Source organism: Alkalicoccobacillus murimartini, from assembly GCF_030813245.1.
Taxonomy (GTDB): Bacteria; Bacillota; Bacilli; order Bacillales; family Bacillaceae_D; genus Alkalicoccobacillus; species Alkalicoccobacillus murimartini.
Map to the genome: position 1 here is coordinate 111651 of NZ_JAUSUA010000001.1, position 19234 is coordinate 130884.

General features: G+C 40.4%; 18 protein-coding genes. 12 read left to right on the plus strand and 6 right to left on the minus strand.

From position 1 onward, the window contains the following. Window positions 1-7 precede the first annotated feature (7 nt). Both hemH and hemY read left to right on the plus strand, forming a co-directional pair. On the plus strand, window positions 8-943 hold the full coding sequence (hemH, locus tag J2S05_RS00615; RefSeq protein WP_306978938.1) for a ferrochelatase: 936 nt from the start codon (window positions 8-10) through the stop codon (window positions 941-943). 2 nt (window positions 944-945) lie between these two features. Next, window positions 946-2340, plus strand: a complete 1395-nt coding sequence (gene hemY / locus J2S05_RS00620) for a protoporphyrinogen oxidase (RefSeq protein WP_306978940.1) — start codon at window positions 946-948, stop codon at window positions 2338-2340. A 51-nt stretch (window positions 2341-2391) separates the two neighbouring features. On the opposite strand, the gene J2S05_RS00625 is transcribed toward hemY, so the two are convergent. Continuing rightward, window positions 2392-2535: a YrzI family small protein gene (locus tag J2S05_RS00625; RefSeq protein WP_306978942.1), complete on the minus strand. Its 144-nt coding sequence runs from the start codon at window positions 2533-2535 to the stop codon at window positions 2392-2394. Between the two features lie 657 nt (window positions 2536-3192). On the opposite strand from J2S05_RS00625, the gene J2S05_RS00630 reads away from it, so the two are divergent. The 4 genes from J2S05_RS00630 (at window position 3193) to pheA (ending at window position 6523) form a co-directional block, all read left to right on the plus strand. Further along, window positions 3193-3735 carry a Spo0B domain-containing protein gene (locus J2S05_RS00630; protein ID WP_306978943.1) on the plus strand — a complete coding sequence of 181 codons (543 nt, stop codon included), beginning with the start codon at window positions 3193-3195 and terminating at the stop codon, window positions 3733-3735. Between the two features lie 55 nt (window positions 3736-3790). Then, window positions 3791-5074: a GTPase ObgE gene (obgE, locus tag J2S05_RS00635; protein ID WP_306978944.1), complete on the plus strand. Its 1284-nt coding sequence runs from the start codon at window positions 3791-3793 to the stop codon at window positions 5072-5074. A 127-nt stretch (window positions 5075-5201) separates the two neighbouring features. Next, complete coding sequence (locus tag J2S05_RS00640) at window positions 5202-5642, plus strand: ACT domain-containing protein (RefSeq protein WP_306978945.1); 441 nt, start codon at window positions 5202-5204, stop codon at window positions 5640-5642. 17 nt (window positions 5643-5659) lie between these two features. Then, a complete protein-coding gene (pheA, locus tag J2S05_RS00645; RefSeq protein ID WP_306978946.1) occupies window positions 5660-6523 on the plus strand; it encodes a prephenate dehydratase in 864 nt (287 codons plus the stop codon). 301 nt (window positions 6524-6824) lie between these two features. Here the strand turns inward: pheA and J2S05_RS00650 are convergent, their stop codons facing one another. Next, complete coding sequence (locus J2S05_RS00650) at window positions 6825-7367, minus strand: transcription repressor NadR (protein ID WP_306978948.1); 543 nt, start codon at window positions 7365-7367, stop codon at window positions 6825-6827. 201 nt (window positions 7368-7568) lie between these two features. Here J2S05_RS00650 and safA point away from each other — a divergent pair, with 201 nt between their 5' ends. Further along, entirely contained in the window at window positions 7569-8801 is a 1233-nt protein-coding gene (gene safA / locus J2S05_RS00655; protein WP_306978949.1) for a SafA/ExsA family spore coat assembly protein, read from the plus strand. 85 nt (window positions 8802-8886) lie between these two features. Further along, on the plus strand, window positions 8887-9741 hold the full coding sequence (locus J2S05_RS00660) for a YhcN/YlaJ family sporulation lipoprotein (protein ID WP_306978951.1): 855 nt from the start codon (window positions 8887-8889) through the stop codon (window positions 9739-9741). Between the two features lie 45 nt (window positions 9742-9786). On the opposite strand, the gene ptsG is transcribed toward J2S05_RS00660, so the two are convergent. Then, window positions 9787-11355, minus strand: a complete 1569-nt coding sequence (gene ptsG / locus J2S05_RS00665; protein ID WP_306978953.1) for a glucose-specific PTS transporter subunit IIBC — start codon at window positions 11353-11355, stop codon at window positions 9787-9789. Window positions 11356-11444: 89 nt separating this feature from the next. After that, the gene (locus J2S05_RS00670; protein ID WP_306978955.1) at window positions 11445-12770 is read right to left on the minus strand and encodes a 6-phospho-alpha-glucosidase; all 1326 of its coding nucleotides are present in this window, start codon (window positions 12768-12770) and stop codon (window positions 11445-11447) included. Window positions 12771-12940: 170 nt separating this feature from the next. On the opposite strand from J2S05_RS00670, the gene J2S05_RS00675 reads away from it, so the two are divergent. Next, the gene (locus J2S05_RS00675; protein ID WP_306978956.1) at window positions 12941-13732 is read left to right on the plus strand and encodes a MurR/RpiR family transcriptional regulator; all 792 of its coding nucleotides are present in this window, start codon (window positions 12941-12943) and stop codon (window positions 13730-13732) included. 62 nt (window positions 13733-13794) lie between these two features. On the opposite strand, the gene J2S05_RS00680 is transcribed toward J2S05_RS00675, so the two are convergent. Continuing rightward, window positions 13795-14904, minus strand: a complete 1110-nt coding sequence (locus J2S05_RS00680) for a Gfo/Idh/MocA family protein (RefSeq protein ID WP_306978958.1) — start codon at window positions 14902-14904, stop codon at window positions 13795-13797. A 22-nt stretch (window positions 14905-14926) separates the two neighbouring features. Beyond that, window positions 14927-15673 carry a sugar phosphate isomerase/epimerase family protein gene (locus J2S05_RS00685; RefSeq protein ID WP_306978960.1) on the minus strand — a complete coding sequence of 249 codons (747 nt, stop codon included), beginning with the start codon at window positions 15671-15673 and terminating at the stop codon, window positions 14927-14929. A gap of 128 nt (window positions 15674-15801) precedes the next feature. Here J2S05_RS00685 and J2S05_RS00690 point away from each other — a divergent pair, with 128 nt between their 5' ends. From J2S05_RS00690 to J2S05_RS00700, 3 genes are all read left to right on the plus strand, one after another. Further along, window positions 15802-16710, plus strand: coding sequence for an AraC family transcriptional regulator (locus J2S05_RS00690; RefSeq protein ID WP_306978961.1), 909 nt, complete (start codon window positions 15802-15804; stop codon window positions 16708-16710). Between the two features lie 83 nt (window positions 16711-16793). Then, the gene (locus J2S05_RS00695; RefSeq protein ID WP_306978963.1) at window positions 16794-17786 is read left to right on the plus strand and encodes a Gfo/Idh/MocA family protein; all 993 of its coding nucleotides are present in this window, start codon (window positions 16794-16796) and stop codon (window positions 17784-17786) included. Window positions 17787-18032: 246 nt separating this feature from the next. Further along, window positions 18033-19229, plus strand: a complete 1197-nt coding sequence (locus J2S05_RS00700) for a M20 metallopeptidase family protein (RefSeq protein ID WP_306978966.1) — start codon at window positions 18033-18035, stop codon at window positions 19227-19229. Window positions 19230-19234 lie beyond the last annotated feature (5 nt).

Sequence of the window (19234 nt, forward strand, 5' to 3'; positions counted from 1 at the left end):
CATTGTTATGGCTAAGAAAAAACTTGGAATACTCGTTATGGCATATGGAACACCACGCTCAAAAGATGAGGTTGAACCTTATTACACACATATACGTCGTGGTAGAAAGCCCAGTGAAGAAGCACTTAAGGATTTAATGGATCGATATGAGGCGATAGGCGGCTTAAGTCCTCTCGCTGTTATTACGGAACAACAAGCACAAGGTTTAGAACATATTTTAAATGAAACATTAGACGATTATGAGGTAAAAGCCTATCTTGGACTGAAGCATATTAGCCCATTTATTGAGGATGCGGTTGCGGAGATGGTTCAAGATGGAGTAGAGGAAGCAGTCAGTCTTGTTCTTGCTCCGCATTTCTCGACGTTTAGTGTGAAATCCTATAATGGACGTGCTCTGGCTGAGGCTGAACGATTGGGCGGATTAACGATTCATTGTGTTGAAAGCTGGTACAAGGAGCCAGGATTTTTAGATTATTGGACAAACCAAATTAAAGAAACGATGAAAGAAGTATCAAACCCTGCAGAGACATGTGTAATTTTCTCGGCTCACAGTCTTCCTGAAAAAATTATAGCTGCAGGCGATCCTTATCCTGATCAATTAAAAGAAACAGCAGATATACTCGCGGAAAAAGCAGGAGTAACTCATTACGAAATTGGCTGGCAAAGTGAAGGGAATACGCCCGATCCTTGGTTGGGACCAGATGTCCAAGACCTGACACGCACACTTTATCATGAAAAAGGGTACAAAGCCTTTATGTATTGTCCTGTTGGATTCGTAGCGGATCACTTGGAAGTACTTTTTGATAATGACTATGAGTGTAAAGTCGTAACAGACGAGCTTGGTGTTGATTATTTCCGACCAGCTATGCCAAATGATAACCCAGAATTCCTTGCAAGTCTTGCAAATGTTGTTCGGAAAAAGTTGTTTGAAGGAAGGGACTAATTGTGAAAAAAAAGGTTGCCATCATAGGCGGTGGAATCACCGGATTAGCTGCTGCTTTTGAGTTTGAGAAGTCAAACCAACGTGGAGAATCCACCATTGATTATCAGGTCATTGAAGCTTCCAGTCGCTTGGGCGGCAAGATTCGCACGTTTAGAAAAGACGGATTCATCATTGAGGCAGGACCCGATTCTTATTTGAAAAGAAAAGAGAGCATGACTCAATTGATACAAGAAGTTGGACTTGCAGACGACCTGACGACAAATGATACGGGCCAATCGTATATCCTAAAAGGAACATCGTTATATCCGATTCCAGCAGGAGCAGTAATGGGCGTACCTACAGAGTTTACGCCCTTTGCTACAACGGGTTTATTTAGTCCACTTGGAAAGATTCGTGCGTTAGGTGACTTTTTTATCCCAGCAAGCATCAAACCTGATGAAGATATCTCTTTAGGCCATTTTTTTAGAAGACGTTTAGGTAATGAAGTCGTAGATCATCTAATTGAGCCACTGTTGTCAGGCATTTATGGTGGGGATATGGATAAGCTTAGCTTAAAAGCTACATTCCCTCACTTTCAGCAGATGGAAGAAACTCATCGTAGTTTAATAAAGGGGATTAAGCATAGTAGACCGAAACCTCAAAAACAGCATGGTAAGCCTGTAAAAAAAGAAGGTATGTTTCAAACATTAAAAGGTGGACTGGAATCATTAGTTGAGGCAGTAGCGGATCAATTACATCCGCAAAGTGTTCGATTGAATGAAGATGTGAAAGAGATCACAAAGGTCGAGGGTAAATTTATTCTTCAGTTTGCAAATTCAACAGAGGAAGCATTTGATGACGTAATTGTCACAACACCACCACCTATAACGGCGCAGATATTAGGTCAGTATGATTATTTCGATTACTTTAAGAAAATGGAGATGACATCTGTCGCAACAGTCGCTATGGCTTTTCCGAAAGAAGCTGTGAAACAAACAGAGGAAGGCACTGGCTTTGTTGTCTCTAGAAAAAGTGGATATACAATTACCGCATGCACCTGGACCAGTAAAAAATGGCGTCATACAACACCTGATGATAAAGTGATTCTTCGTTGTTATGTTGGCCGCCCTGGTCATACTGACATCGTCAAAAGATCAGATGAAGACATTATTAAAACAGTGCTATCTGATCTCTCAAATGTTATTGAGATTAAAGGAGAACCTGATTTTTATTATGTTAGTCGTTGGTCTAATCCACAATATCAAGTAGGACACACCTTTAAACTTGAAAAAATGAGAGAAGAAATCGCCACTCATTTGCCAGGTTTACATCTAGCTGGAGCCGGTCTTGAAGGAGTAGGGTTACCTGATTGTATTAATCAAGGGAAAGCAGCAGCTGAAGCTGTTCTAAAGACCTAAGTGTAAGGAAAAGCGCAAGGATCATTCCACGATCCTTGCGCTTTATTTTGATTAGCGTGTATACGTAAGATATTTTGTTCGGGTTTGTTCTAGCTCTTCAACAAATTGCTGTTGTCTAGCTAAACGTGTAAGCTCGGCTTGTGAGTAAGAGCGTTTCTTTATAACAATTGTAAAAAATACAAAATGAACAATCATGTTTGGTTCCTCCTGTCTGTGTTGTTCTTTCCTTCAGGTAAGGCCCTTCACCTTTTTGTACCAATCTAAAACGAGTGAGCTTTTAATTACGTTAATCACATTACATTCCTCCTATTCAAATTTTTGTTAGTAAAAAAGTACGCAAAAAAGCCGCAGTAAGTTCTGCGGCTTTTTTAAATATAAAAAATCGCAGGGAGCTTCATCCCTGCGACTATATCGCTCTCTTGCAAAGAGAGACGTACGATTTCAGTAGTCGGATATTCAACGAAGAATATGGGCATGAGCATGATCCGTATGAAGTTGTGTTGATTTCATAGTGAGTAAATCCATTGATAATTTCATCATCTTGCTCAGCTCCCTTCTTGAATATTTTTAATACAATTCAAATTATAGCTAAATCATGGAAATTTGTAAAGGTTTTTTGTGAATTTTTTGCGACGTTTTTTATCTATTCTTGACAAGCTAGGATAATCGTTATTTGGAAATAATATTCGAATGTAAAGAAGATGCATGATGATTCCTAGTAAGTTTCCTGTTTGCGCAAGGTAATCTGTGATAAAATGGAGTGTACGCTTAAAACAAATTGGTTGCAGCTCTGTCAAGTTGTAAGTGGACAACTCTGTTCATCCTGCTAGTTCCTATACAAGGAGAGTTAGAATGAGCAGACAAGATGAGGTCCTACTGGCACTTAAGCATACAAGACACGATTGGCTGAATATTATACAATTAATAAAAGGCAATCTAGCCCTTGGTCACCACAAGCGAATTGAAGACATTATTCAACAGATTACTCAACAAGCAATGATGGAAAGCAAACTGTTTAATATAAAAGTACCTGAGCTGACACTTTTTTTGATTGGTTATAATTGGACCAGTCAAAAAGTAGAGATGAATTATGAAGTGAGGGGGGAGGAATTTTCTCTAGATCCATGGGGAGTTCCACTCTTAACGTTCGTTCAATCCGTTACGGACAAGTTATCCCAATCGTCTTCTTTTACTTCTGAAAACAGTTTAATGGTTACCTTTGATTTTTTGGAGGAATCCTGTGTATTGACTTGCAGATATGTAGGAAAAACAGAGCTGAAAGAAGCCGATTGGCAAGGCATCATGAAGCAAGTATCGGATGCTGGTATGAAATGTACAAGGCTGCAACAGACTGAAGATGAGTGTATATTGACTATACTAATAAAAGAGACGTAATTAAAATGCTTGGTTGTAAAACCAGCCTGTTAAATACGGTCTAGAGGTGAAGAGCATGTTTGTAGATAAAGTTAAGATTTATGCTAAGGGAGGAGACGGTGGAAACGGTCAAGTCTCTTATCGAAGAGAGAAGTATGTACCCGATGGTGGACCCGCCGGAGGAGACGGTGGCCGTGGCGCAAGCGTTGTGTTTATTGTGGAAGAAGGACTTCGTACGCTAATGGACTTCCGTTATAACCGTCATTTTAAAGCACCAAAAGGAGAAAATGGACGCCCGAAGAACCAGCATGGAGCGAATGCGGATGACATGATTGTAAAAGTTCCACCAGGCACGACCGTGGTTGATGAATTGACTGGTCAAATTCTTGCTGATTTAACCGAAGCTGGCCAACAAGCGGTTATTGCTAAAGGTGGAAGAGGAGGCAGAGGTAATTCAAGGTTTGCAACACCAGCTAATCCGGCACCTGATACTGCAGAGAACGGTGAACCCGGACAGGAACGAGAAGTCGTTCTAGAACTAAAACTTCTTGCTGATGTAGGTCTTGTTGGCTTCCCGAGTGTAGGTAAATCGACATTATTATCTGTTGTATCTGCGGCTAAGCCAAAAATCGGTGATTATCATTTTACTACTCTTGCACCTAATTTAGGTGTAGTTGAAACGGCAGACCATCGTAGTTTTGTTATGGCAGATCTTCCTGGGTTGATTGAAGGTGCGCATGAAGGAGTTGGACTAGGTCATCAATTTCTTCGTCATATTGAACGTACAAGAGTAATTGTACATGTCATTGATATGGCTGCTATCGAAGATCGTGATCCTTACCAAGATTACTTGAGTATCCAGGATGAGTTAAAGCAGTATAATCTACGTTTAACCGAGCGTCCAAAGCTTATTGTAGCCAATAAAATGGACATGCCAGGTGCTGAAGAGCATTTGGAATTATTCAAAGAACAATTAGACGAAGATACATTGATATTTCCTGTTTCTGCATTAACGAAACACGGACTTAAAGGTTTATTACAAAAGATAGCGGATGAGCTTGAAGATGCTCCGGAATTTCCTCTATACGAAGAAGCAGAAGAGGAAACGCGTGTATTGTATAAACATGAAAAAAGAAAAGATCCATTCATTATCATTCGTGGAGACGATGGTGTGTATGAAGTTTCTGGAGTTGAGTTAGAACGACTCTTTAAGATGACTGATTTTCAACGAGAAGAATCCATTCGTCGATTTGCTCGTCAGCTACGTAAGATGGGTGTGGACGCTGCTTTACGAGAGCGCGGGGCACAAAATGGTGAGCTAATTCGCATTCTGAATTATGAGTTTGAATTTATAGAATAAAATGTAAAGGAGATGTTCTCATCTCCTTTTTCTGTTGTCAAATCAAGTTAATCCTCCTATAATGGGGAAGAGTACTTTTGTACACTCACTGTGAACAGTGTATAAACCAGGGAGATGAAAGAGATATATGTCAGCGAGACGGTTCTTTCTTATTAGAGAAGATATTTTAACAGATGCGATGCTGAAAACTTTAGAGGCGAAGTCCATGCTCCAATCTGGCGAAGCTAAAAAGATTAATGAAGCAGCCCAAAAGGTTGGATTAAGTCGAAGTGCCTTTTATAAGTATAAGGACGGAATTTTTCCATTCCACGCAATGGCCAAAGAGAAAATTGTCACGTTATCAATTAATCTGTTGGATAAGTCCGGCACGTTATCAGAATTGCTTAAGATTGTTGCGGGCACCGGGGCGAATATCTTAACAATTAATCAAACAATTCCACTCCAGGGTAGAGCACATATCACATTATCTATTGATACAGCGCCTATTACAATGCAGTTAGATGAATTATTTGAACGAATGAAAATGCTCAAAGCAGTAGAGAAAGTTGAACTTGCTGGTTCGGGTTGAGAAAGGAAGAGTAGTACATGAAAGTCGGCTTTTTAGGACCTAGAGGAACATTTACAGAGATGGCAGCACAGGCACTTTTTCCTGATGAAGAGTTGGTCCCGTGCCAAACCATTCCGCTCAGTATGGACAAGGTGTCTTCACATGAGTTAGATCTTACGGTTGTTCCTATTGAAAATACAATAGAAGGCTCTGTTAATTTAACACTTGATTACCTTATTCATAAGCAACGATTGCCTATTATTGCAGGAGTTACTGTAACAATTGCGCAACAGTTTTTGATGCATCCTATACAACTGGAGAAAGGCAATGAACCGGATCGTGTGTTATCTCATCCGCATGCTCTTGCTCAATGCCATGACTTTCTTAAAGAAACCTATCCAAAAGCAGAGCTTGAATATACGAATTCAACAGGATCTGCAGCCGAATGGCTAGCAGCTAACCCTGCTGTTCCTGCAGCTTGTATAGCAAACGAACTAGCAGCAAAGGAATACGGTTTAACTGTTGTTCATAAAGATATTCAAGATTACAGCAGAAATCGAACGCGCTTTCTAGTTTTAGGACGACAAAATAATCAACACCAAGTAACAGGTCCTTATAAAATTAGTGATAGAACAACCATTATGATTACGTTACCAGAGGATTATACGGGGGCACTTCATCAAGTGTTGTCTGCTTTTGCTTGGCGTAAGCTTAATTTATCAAAGATTGAATCAAGACCGACAAAAACAGGCTTAGGTAATTATTATTTTATTATTGATATTGATCAAAAAATGGATGATATTTTAATTCCGGGGGCTTTCTCGGAACTAGAAGCATTAGGCTGTAAAGTCGAGCTTCTTGGTAGTTATACATGTTATTCGTTATCTGATCTTTCAGGATGATATGAAAAAGGCTGAGACAGAATTATTTTAGCAACTAAAAACCCGAATCATTTTGCGAGTTAAACCGCAAGATGATTCGGGTTTTTGTCATTTAGAAATAAGAGAGTGAGGACGCCGCTCCATACATACACTCCGCACCCGCGGGAGGCTGGTGAGCCGCCCATAGGAGTCTACATGTATGTCCTACGCTGGTTTTAGCTCCTTCGTAAAGGATTGAGTTACTGACGAACGAGCAAATGTCAGCTTTAGCAGTAATCTTTTCATATCACCTGTATGGTAATACTCCAACCTGTTTTTGTAATTAATCATTTTCTTCCAATAAGATACCTGCTTGTCTTAGAGCATTCGTTGCCTGCTCAATGTGAGATCGTTGTTCTGCTTCAACAGTATGTAAGTGAACGCCCGCAGTAAGGGTAGACAAAAGTTGTGCACCTGATTGACTAATTTGTTCATAAAATTTATCTGCATCTGCGCGTGTCCTTATCATTAGGGAAGCTGTTAGTTCTCCGTAAAGAGAGTGTTCAACAATGACATCACGGACGCAAAGCCCATGATCAACAAGGATATAGAGTTCTTCTCTTGTGTTTGAAAGATCATGTCGACACGCTAAGATCTGTGTGACCGTATTCGAGACAGGCTTAGGCAGTAACATGTACCCTTGTGAGGTCGCAAATATTTCATGATTTTTCGCTTTTAGAATGGAGATATCCTGAACTATAATTTGTCTTGAAACACCTGAGAGCCTTGCCAATTCACTTCCTGTAATTGGTGAAGGATTCTCGCTCAACCAGTTTATAATCGCATCACGACGGTTTTCTCCAACTAACTTTTCTGCTTTTGCCACATTAACACCCCTTTCTCAGTTCTGATTATCCCATTGTATCACGTGCGTATTCATCGTTTCATGTATAAATGAATCGACCTGCTTATGTTCTAATTCATGAATGGACCGCATACACTATGGACGGCAGGAAAAATGAACAGATGTGTCAAAATGCCCAAGTCCCGCATACGATAAACGGATGACTAAGAAGGGGTTGATAAGGTGAAAATTCACATTGTACAAAAAGGAGATACACTTTGGAAATTGTCTAAAAGCTATGGTGTTGATTTTACTGAATTGAAGAAAGCAAATTCTCAGCTAGCTAATCCTGATATGATTATGCCTGGTATGAAGATTAAAATTCCTTCTGGAAGTGTAGCAGTAAAAAAAGAGGCTGGAGTCGCAAAGGATTATTCGAAAGAAACGGTAAAACCTAAGGAGAGCAAAAAAGAACAGGTTAAAAAAGAAGTGAAATCAAAGAAAGAGGCTATTAAACCAACGGCAGCACCAAAAGCAACTCAGCCATTAATGATGCCTCACAAGCCAGAAAAAGAGACACAAAAACCTAATTATCAAGCTAATATGAACATTTATATGCAACAAAAACCAACGAATGCACCACCTCCACCGCCTAAAAAAGCACCAGTCGCATCGGAGCAGATTCCGGCACCGGCTAAGAAACCAAATCAACCATCGCCAACAGCGCAAAAAGGGGCGAATGCATCAAATCAAGCATCACCCACAGCGCAAAAAGGAGTAAATACACCAAACCAACCATGGCCAACAGCACAACAAGGAGCAAACCAGCCAAACCAACCATGGCCAACAGCGCAAAAAGGGGCGAATCAGCCAAATCAACCATGGCCAACAGCACAACAAGGAGCGAACCAGCCAAACCAAGCATGGCCAACAGCACAACAAGGAGCAAACCAGCCAAACCAAGCATGGCCAACAGCACAACAAGGAGCGAACCAGCCAAACCAAGCATGGCCAACAGCACAGCAAGGAGCGAATCAGCCGAACCAACCGTGGCCAACAGCACAACAAGGAGCGAATCAACCGAATCAACCGTGGCCAACAGCACAGCAAGGATACGATCAACAGTGGGGTGAGCCTTGTTATACACCTATTAGTCCAATGATGCCTGGGTGTGCGCCGTGTCCACCTCCAAGACCGCCGCATCACCATCATCCGCATCACCACCATCACGGAAACTGGGGACAGGGACCGCAATGGCCTATGTACGGAGGGCAACCTTACCAAAATGGCTATGGACAGCCGGAACAATCGTATCAGCAAGAGTCTTATGGGTATCCTGAAAACCAACAATCATACGAATACGGTCCTACGGAACCAATGATGATGAATCGCCAAGGGCAAATGGTGCCTGCTCCTAGATATCAACAGCAAGAACAATTAAATCAATACAAAGAACAAGATGACTATGAGGATTGACCAATAATCCGCACACCGCCCAAGAACTAACAGAGTAAAGTAAGCCTCCTTTAGGCAAAATAAAGTCGAAAGGAGGCTAACAAATATGAAAAAACTAACACTGACAGTCACCACCGCTTTGCTTTTATCGACAGGACTTTTAGGTGCTTGTGGGAATACGGATGATTCAGGTGTGAATTCTCAAAACATGAATCGTACAAACCGAACTCACATGAATTCAGAGGGTCCCGTAACTGATATGATGACACCAGACAATGGGTATTCAGGTATGCGAGGCAATAATCATGGGACAAGCTATAATGGAACCCGTGGTCAAGGGTATTCAAACGATCAAGGTCCAAAAATGGATGGTACCAGTGTAAAACGTTCAAGTTATGAGAATAACAACCGTTCAAAAGGTTTATCTCGTGGCGTAACTGGTAATGACCGTGTGGGTATGATTGATGAAAACGGCATGATTTACCGAGGCGCAACTCGTATGGAAACGGGACAAGGGAAGAAATTGCCTAGAGATAGCCGCTTTGGTGTCGAGAGCCGTGATGGAATGAAAAAACATGGCGCTGGCGCTCAATCTCAAATGAATTATGCGGATGACTACGATGGCGAGACCGTCGAAAAAGTTCGTTCTCATGTAACGGGAATGGATGGCGTCAAAGATGCACGAGTAATGTCTTATGATAACCAAGTCGTTATTGCAGTCATGAATGATGACAATCATAAAGGCGATCTTACTCAGGATATCGAAAACGGAGTCAAGGATCTGACTAACGGAAAAGATGTTCGTGTTTTAACGGATTCAGAAGCATTTAACCGTGTTCAAGAAGCAGATGATAAACTGCGAAACGGAGAAGCTTTTGATAACATGCGTGATACTGTCAACGACATGATGAAGGATCTAGGCGATGCAGCCAAACGTCCTTTTGAAGGAATGCGACAGTAATAACAAAAAAATCGATGAGGTTCGCCTCATCGATTTTTTGTCGTTTTACTTTTCAATAATATCGTTAATTTGATTTTTGAGAATTTCTGCTTTAGGTCCATATATTGCTTGAATCCCATTGCCAACCTCAATTACCCCACGTGCCCCTAGGTCTTTTAAACTGTCATGATTGACAACTGTTTTATCATAAACACTTACACGAAGTCGAGTAATGCAAGCATCAATATGTTTGATGTTTTGCTCGCCGCCTAAAGCAGCAAGTACACCTTCAGCCTGAGAAGGTTCTTCTGATCCATCTCGTTTTTTATTATTGTATTCTTCTTTTGATGTCAGTTTATTAGTGGCTGAGTCACCACGTCCAGGGGTCATTAGATTCCACTTTGCAATGGCAAATCTGAATACAAAGTAATACACAACAGACATCATTAATCCTATGATAATAACGAGCCACCAAGGTTCTCCAACACCAGGCAATATACCAAATAGTGTGAAGTCGATAAATCCTGCTCCACCGGCATAACCGACATTTACGTCTAACATATACATTAACATGAATGATAAACCTGCCATTAAGCAGTGAAATACATATAAAAATGGTGCTGCGAATAAAAAGGTAAATTCAAGTGGTTCGGTGATTCCTGTTAAAAAGGCTGTAGCTGCAACTGTGAATAAAAGTCCACCTACAGCTTTTTTGTTTTCAGGCTTAGCAGCATGATACATAGCAAGTGCAATAGCAGGAATACCGAAAAGTACAAATGGATATTTACCAGTCATGAAGCGACCTGCTGTAATTTCAACAGATGAGTCCATTTGACGATCTGCTAGCTGGGCCATATACATCGCTGTGTCACCAGAGACAAGCTGACCGGCAAGAGTGGTATACGTACCACCAATCTCTGAGAAACGAATCGGAATATAAAAGATATGATGAAGACCAAATGGAATTAATGCTCTTTCGACTAAACCATAAATAAATAAGTAAAACGGGGGTGTATTTTCACCAGCTAACTGATTCCCTACCCAGAAAATAGAGTCTTGGACAAACGGCCAAACAAAACTGAAGAATACCCCTAATAATATTGAAGCTGCTGCTGTAACGATTGGTACAAAACGTGACCCTCCAAAAAATGATAGTACTTCAGGTAGTTGAAAGTCATGGAATTTTTGGTAGAGAGCTGCTGCTACAAATCCCATGATGATTCCGCCGAATACTCCCACTTGTAGGGTTGGGATACCAAGTTCTGTAGTAAAGCCTGGATTCGTGACATTATCAGGTGTAGCTCCAACAAGAACACCAATCACTGTGTGCATAATTAAGTAACCAACAAATGCAGATAAACCAGCTGCGGCCTTACCACCAGTCCAGCTACCTGCTATCCCAATAGCAAACAAAATACCAAGGTTGGAGAATATGGCACTACCTGCTGCTCTCATTAATGAGCCAACGGTTTGCCAGCCATCACCAGCTAAGAAGGGAAAGTACTCAATAAAATATTGAGATTGGAGGGTTGTACCAATTCCAAGTAGTAATCCAGCAGCTGGTAAAAGAGAGATTACCACCATAAAGGTTTTACCGATGCGTTGGAAAAATTCAAAGTTGAAAATCTTACTCATTATAAATCACCTGTTTCTAGTGTAATAGTGAAAGCGGATTCTTGTTTGTGGGTTAAAAGGCAAGGGAGGCCCCCTTGCCTTTTATATAATTAAGTTAACTCTGGCCAAAAATCTTTGTTTGCTTCGATTAATGCATCTAGAACTTCTCTTGCTTTGCCAGCTGAAATGATTGTGCGATTAAGTGTTAAGGCTTGTAGCGCTTTTTGATAAGAACCTTCAAGGAAAGCTTCTACTGTTAGCTTTTCGTAAGCAAACTGTCCTTCGATTAAACCTTTATAGAAAGTAGGAATTTCACCAACAGCATAAGGGCGAGGACCTTGTTTTGTTAGACTAGCTGCTACTTCAATCATAGCGTCATTTGGCAAGTTCTCGACAATTCCATTGTTTTCAAGGATCACAACAAAATGATTACCGCGATTATAAGCAATGGATTCCGCTACAATAATGATAAACTCACCATGTGCGTCATTGTGAACAACAGATGAATCTTGAGCAGTTCCAGCCTCGGCCACGCGCTTACATTCAGTGAAGACCCGCTTCTCGCGACCTGCCATCACTTCATTACTACGTGTAAATGATGGGTCGAGCTTGTTTAATACTTTATCTGGATATAAGTAATATTGAAGGTACGTATTAGGTAGATAATCAGGGAAATCACGAACCATTTGTTCCACCATAGCATACGTTTCAAGCCAAGATTTATCACGTTGTTCATAATCAACGGGCCTAAAGCCACCATCTAAGATTTTATTACGTAGCTCTGGAAGTAGGTCGTTTCCTGCTTCGTCGTATAGATGAGTGAACCAGCCAAAGTGGTTAAGTCCGAAATAAACCGGATCAAAACTGCGCGGGTCGCGATCCATAAGACGCCCATAAGAACGGAGTAGGTTCTCAGGCTGATCACATATATTTAAGATGTGGTTATCATCAGGGAAAACTCGCTTTAAAGCGTCGGCTACAATAGCTGCTGGATTAGTATAATTTAAAATCCAAGCCTCTTTATTATACTTACGAACATCACGAACCAGTTCAATCATGTCTTTAATCGATCGCATTCCATAGGCAAACCCACCTGGACCGCATGTTTCCTGTCCAATGACACCAAGACTTAATGGTATCTTTTCATCTTGTTCTCGCATTTTGAATCCGCCCGTTCGCATTTGAACAAAAACAAAATCAAGATCTTGATTAAAAGCCTTTTCTTTATCCGTTGTATATTGAAACTTAATATCGGGATATTCTTCTTTAAATAAAACGTTTGCAAATTCGCCAATAACTTTTTGACGGTCTGCATTTGTATCAAGCATAGTTAATTGATTAATCGGAAAAGACTCCTGTCTCACACACATACTTTTAAGTAGACCCGGTGTCCAAGTGCTTCCTCCGCCTACAACTAAGATATTAAATTTCTTCATCTAATCACTCCAACTGTTTGTGTATAAGTTACTTACTAGAGATAACGTTAACAGCAAAAAAAAGAAAAAGAGAAAAAGTTTCATTTTATGAAACAAAGTCAAAACTTTTCAATTGAAGAGGGGAGGAGTAGAATAGGGTCTAATGAACGAAAAAAATGAGGGAACTAGTTATGTACAACTTTTTTGCCAAGCTACAGAATTTTATTGAAGCATCTACTGATCAAACCAATTCAGAGGTTGTCATTGCCACGTATATCTTAAAGCATGTTCGTAGAATTCCTGAGTTATCGATCTATGAGTTGGCAGAGGCTTGTCATACATCACCAGCTACGGTAACTCGTTTTTGCCGAAAGTTTGATAATGTGACATACAAAGAGTTAAAGGAATTTGCTCGGGAATTTAATGATTTTAATACGACAGAAGTGACACAGGATCAATCGTTAAGTGTGGATTTTTATTTTCAGGAATTACACCAGGCTCTACATGAAACAGAAAAAATGATGAATTCAAATAATATTAAGCAAGTTGTGAACACTCTCCATCAAGCAAAAAAAATTGCTTTTTTTGGTGTTACCTTTTCACACGTTCTCGCTCGAAATGCTCAAATCAAATTCATGAGGTTAGGGAAATATACATCAGCTTATGGTAATCACGAAAATCAATTAAATGATGCAGAATCATTAGATTGTGAAGATGTAGCAGTGGTCATATCATTCTCTGGAGAAACGCGTTTCATCACTAGGCTTATTAAGGTATTAAAGGAGCAGGAGAACAAGATTATCGCAATTACTGGTACTACAGATGGTTATCTTGCTTCTCAAGCTGATTATGTCATACCCGTAAGTGAGAGAAAAATTAGTCAGTATAAATCACCAATTATTGAAGAGATTATGATGCAAAGCGCAATAAATGTCATGTACATGGGCTATTCGAAGCTCTTAGAACAGAAAGAGGGGATGTAAAGCAGAACAGCCCTCATAAAGCCGGAGCTTAATGAGGGCTGTTCTTAGATAGTTTTTAAAATTCAATTCGAAGTAGAGACCTGTTCTTTCTGATCAAAATAAATTGTTTTTCCTGATTTAGACGATTCATAAATGGCTTCAAGAATCTCACTGACTACAAGTGCCTGCTCTGGCTTAACAAAAGGTTCTGTATCGTTAAGAACACATTCAACCCAAAGTCTGGCTTCGCGGTCAGCTTGACTTTCCGTCCCACCTTCATAATAAGCGACTCCACCTGCATTGAGATCTGGTTTTGTGACATAAAGTCGACTTAATTTTTCTCCATTGATACGCAGTCCATCCCTCATATCAGCGCCAGCTTTTGTCCCGCAAAGGGTTGTTTTGGCTTCATCAATATCCAATGTATTTAGTGCCCAGCTTGCTTCAAGTGTCACCGTGGCTCCATTTTCCATTGTGATGAATGCAAAGGCTGAATCCTCTACAGTAAATTCTTTCGGATCCCATGGACCAAAAGCATTCGCTGCATTTTCTGTGTTTGAAAGCTTATAATAAACATTTCCGACAACACTCTTCACCTTATAGTTATTCATCGTCCATAGCGTTAAATCAATCGCATGTGTACCAATGTCAATTAAAGGACCGCCACCTTGTTCTTCTTCATTTAAGAAAACGCCCCATGTGGGGACAGCTCTTCGGCGAACAGCATGAGCCTTCGCATAATACACCTCACCAAGCTCATCTTGTTCAACTAGTTCTTTTAGATATAAGGAATCATTGCGATATCGGTTGTCGTACCCAATCGTCAATTTTCTCCCGGTGCGTTTAGCGACTTCCACCATTTCTCGTGCTTCCTTCGCTGTTTTTGCCATTGGCTTTTCACAAAGAACATGCTTGCCTGCTTCCATTGCAGCAATACTAATAATAGAATGCGACTTATTTGGCGTACATACATGTACAACATCAATGGAAGAATCATTTAGAAGTTCCTTAAAATCTGTATAAACGTCAGCACCATCTATCCCATACTCAGATGCTGCTTTTACTGCGCGTTCTTCAACGATATCGCAGAAGGCAACCAACTGAGTCTCTTTTACTTTTGCGAGACTTGGCATTTGTTTGCCATTCGCAATTCCTCCGCAACCAATAATTCCGATACGAACAACCTTTTCCATAGCTAACACTCCTTCTATACGTTTAAAGTAGGGTTTTTAAATAAGAGGCACTAATTTCTATTGATTTGAATTCATCCATACTGAATTCTTCTTGTTCAACGATATACCACTCGATTTGGTGTGTACGAGCTTCCTTAATGATTTCATTAAACTTCATGACACCCGTACCAACCTCAACATTTCTTTTTTCCTCGAAATTATTCATATCTTTTATGTGTAAAGCTTTTATTCGCTGTTTGTAATGATTCATCCAATCAACGGATTTTAATCCTGTTACTTCAAGCCAATAGGTATCTAGCTCCATAAACACCTTATTAGGGTCACTGTGTTTGAATAACAGATCAAGTCCGTATTCACCATCAAATGTCTTGAGCTCAATGTCATGATTATGGTAGCCAAATGTTAAGCCTGAGGCTGCGCACTTTTCGCCAATGCGTGAAAACAATTCAGCAGTCCGCTTATATGCATCGACACTATCCCGATAATGATCAGGCAAGCCAGGGCATACAATGAAAGGGTTTTCAATTTCGAGCGAATAATCAATGACTTTTTCAAGATTAGTCTCAAGCTCTTGGATCCCGACATGACTTCCTGCAACGCGCAATTGATTGTGTTTAAGGTGTTTTTTTAGTTCATGACTTGATTTTCCGTAGTACCCAGCAAATTCAACTCCATCGTAGCCTGCTTTTGCAACAGCATCTAGTGTTCCAAAAAAATCTTCTGCACAGCGTTCTTTTACTGAATAAAGCTGTAAAGCGATGTTTCCCACAAAAGACACAACCTTTCTGTTAGAAGCTATAACTCAGTAAAAATGTAACATGAAGCAGGAGAAGGAGATATACTTATAGTATTATAAAGTATCAGATATTTGTCATAATGAAATGGAGGGTACATAGAATGACTGTTTATACAGATGTACAGCAGGAGCATGTACTTAAAGAAAGTGCATTAAAACAACCCATTCAATGCCATATGGAACACAGTCCACCATCAAATCAAATTGCAAATCCTCATTTTCATGAAGCGATCGAATTACTATTTTCTTTTTCAGGAAAAGCAAGGATCTTTGTAGGTGGAGAGACATTTATTATGCGAGAAGGGGATTTAGTCATTATTAACTCAAATGAAGTTCATTCGATCTATGCTGAAGAAGGTGAAGATACGAGGTACCTTGTCATAAAGCTCGAGCCAGAAGTCCTATACTCCACTTCACGCTCAATCTTTGAATCAAAATACGTTCTTCCATTCACAATGGCTAAAACAAGTCCTCAAACCTTGTTAACAAAACAAGAAATGAAAGATACCGCGATCTCGACCATGATTGATCAGATCATGAAAGAATTTTATCTGAAAGCATATGGGTATGACTTTGCGATACGAATACAAATTTGCTCTATTTTTTTAGAGGTGCTTAGACATTGGCGTAATCAAGGTGTGTTCATTCGCGAATCGGAACCTTACAATGAAGTGGAATTAAACCTGATGCGGGAAGTCTTTGACTTAATCGAAAATAAATATTCCGGAAATATAACTGCGAGAGATGCAGCTAAACACTGTAAATTGAGTTACAGCTATTTCTCTCGGAAAATTAAACTGATCACGGGGCGTTCCTTTACTGAACTTTTGAATTATGTCCGTGTGACTGAAGCGGAAAAACTTCTTTCGACAACTAATTTAACGGTTACTGAGATTGCGGTGACCGTTGGTTATTCAAGTACAAGCTACTTTATTCAGCAGTTTAGAGGGTATAAGCAAACCTCACCTTATCAATTTAGAAAAAAGGTAGCTGCAAACGATCTGAAATAAATATCACTTATTTGTCTTGACAGATTCGTCTTTGGCTGACTAGGATAATATGTGAAAGCGATTACTTTACAGGGGATGATGACATGGTAAAAGTAGCGTTGTTAAGCAAATGGCATGTACATGCAAAGGATTATGCGAGAGAGGCTAGTGAGCATCATGATATAGAAATTGTCGCAGTGTGGGATGAGGATACAACACGAGGTCAAGATTGGGCAGAAGAGCTTCAGGTTGAGTTTGAATCGAATTTGCGTGTGTTACTAGAAAGGGAAGACCTTGACGGGGTGATTGTCGATACCCCTACGAACCAGCACAAAGAAGTCATCATTGCAGCTGCGCAGGCGGGTAAACATATTTTTACGGAAAAAGTATTAGCCTTTACAGCATCAGAATGTGAGGAAATCTTTGACGCAATAAGAGAAAACGAGGTTTCTCTAATGCTTTCATTGCCGAGATTAAACGATCCAACTTATTTATATTCCCAAAATGCATTAGAAGAGGGATTATTGGGAGATTTAACGTCTATCCGTTGTCGACTTGAACACGGTGGAGCAGTGTCCACGGATCAGCATCCGAGCGGCTGGCTGCCTGAACACTTTTATCTTAAAGAACAATGTGGAGGAGGCGCACTCATTGACTTAGGTGCACACCCGATTTATTTAACAAACCGGTTAGCTGGAGAGGTAGAATCAGTGATGTGTGAGATGGGTCAATTTACCGGAAGAGAAGTGGACGATCATGCTACGGTCATCACGCGACATCAATCAGGTGTAATCGGTGTTATAGAGGCTGGGTTTGTGGCAAGTGGCAGTCCATTTATCCTTGAGTTACATGGTACAAAAGGAAGTATCATTGTTGAAGATCGTTCGCTTAAAATTCGTTCGATTGAAATGGGAGATGGCGAATGGCAATCACCAAAGCTACCAGAAAAAGAGGAGAGCGCCATGCAGCAATGGGTTAACGACATTCTTCACAAACAGAAGCCACGTATCACACAAAAGGACATGATCGATCTTACACGAATAAATGAAGCTGCGAAACAATCAGCAGAACAAGGGAAACGAGTTTCATTAAGGTAATCGTTGAGACAGATAAGAACCCGTGAAAGGAATGTTCACGGGTTTTTGGTATGGTCTGGTATGAGTGTGGAGCCGAAAATGAGGCAGTAAGGGCTTTACTGGAGCGATGGGGTTAGGACTGAAGAGATGGTGCTTTATCCCGTCTCTAATCAAGCCCACACAAATATAAAGATTATGCTATACTTATTTATGGACCTAATATAGACATGTCCTTAAATCGGTTTTTTAAGAAGAGGGAGTTATTTCATGTTTAAAGATTTAGTCAATCAGTACGATCATACAGTTAGGGAGTGGAGAAGACATCTCCATCAAAACCCTGAGTTAAGTCATAAAGAAATTCATACGAGTGCATTTGTGTGTAAACAGTTAGAGAGTATGGGAATTGAGCATTATCGTACAGAAAGTGGTTACGGGGTCATTGGTATTATTAATGGACATCTTTCTGGTGCAACAATAGCTCTACGTGCAGATATGGATGCTCTACCTATTGAAGAGAAAAACGAGGTTTCGTATCGTTCGCAAACAGCTAGGGTGATGCATGCTTGTGGTCATGACGCACATACAGCGATGTTACTCGGTACGGCATCAGTACTTCAAGAAAAAAAGGAACAGGTAGAGGGTAAAGCTGTTCTTATTTTTCAACCTGCCGAAGAGGACGCGCCAATTGGTGGTTCTGAGGCAATGATGGATGATCCAGTTTTTCTTAAACACAAACCAGATGTGATCTTTGGTCAGCATGTATGGCCAGATCTGCCGGTAGGTCAGTTTGGAATGATGGCGGGACCTATTATGGGGAATTCAGATCGAATCACAATTGAGGTGAATGGGTCAGGCGGTCATGCTAGTATGCCGCATCAAACGGTAGATGCCATTATTGTTGCCAATCAAATTCTATCGAGTCTACAAACGATTGTAAGTCGCAATGTAGATCCACTTGAGTCGGCTGTTGTAACCATTGGCACCATAACAGGTGGTGATCGTTATAATGTCATTGCCAATCAGGTGACATTAGAAGGTACTGTTCGAACATTTTCAGAGGATGTGAAACAAAAGGTAAAGAAAAATCTGAAGAAGATTTCTCAACATGTTGCGGAAGGAATGGGGGCGACAGCAACGGTTCATTATCAAGATGGTTACCCAGCAACCGTGAATACTCCTGAGTGGGCAGCCTTTGCTGAAAAGGAATTGATTGATTTATATGGGGAGCAAGCTTCACCTCACGTTCTCCCAAGCCTTGGAGGAGAGGATTTCGGTCGATATTTATTAAAGTACCCGGGTGCGTATTATTGGTTAGGGACAGCTATTCCTGAACGTAAGGTTCAAAAGCCTTTGCATGATCCAAACTTTGATATTGATGAACAATCTCTTACGTACGGGGTTGAGTTTATGGCGACACTTACTATTCAGGCATTAAAACACTTGCATAAGCAAAAAGGAGACTAAACGTC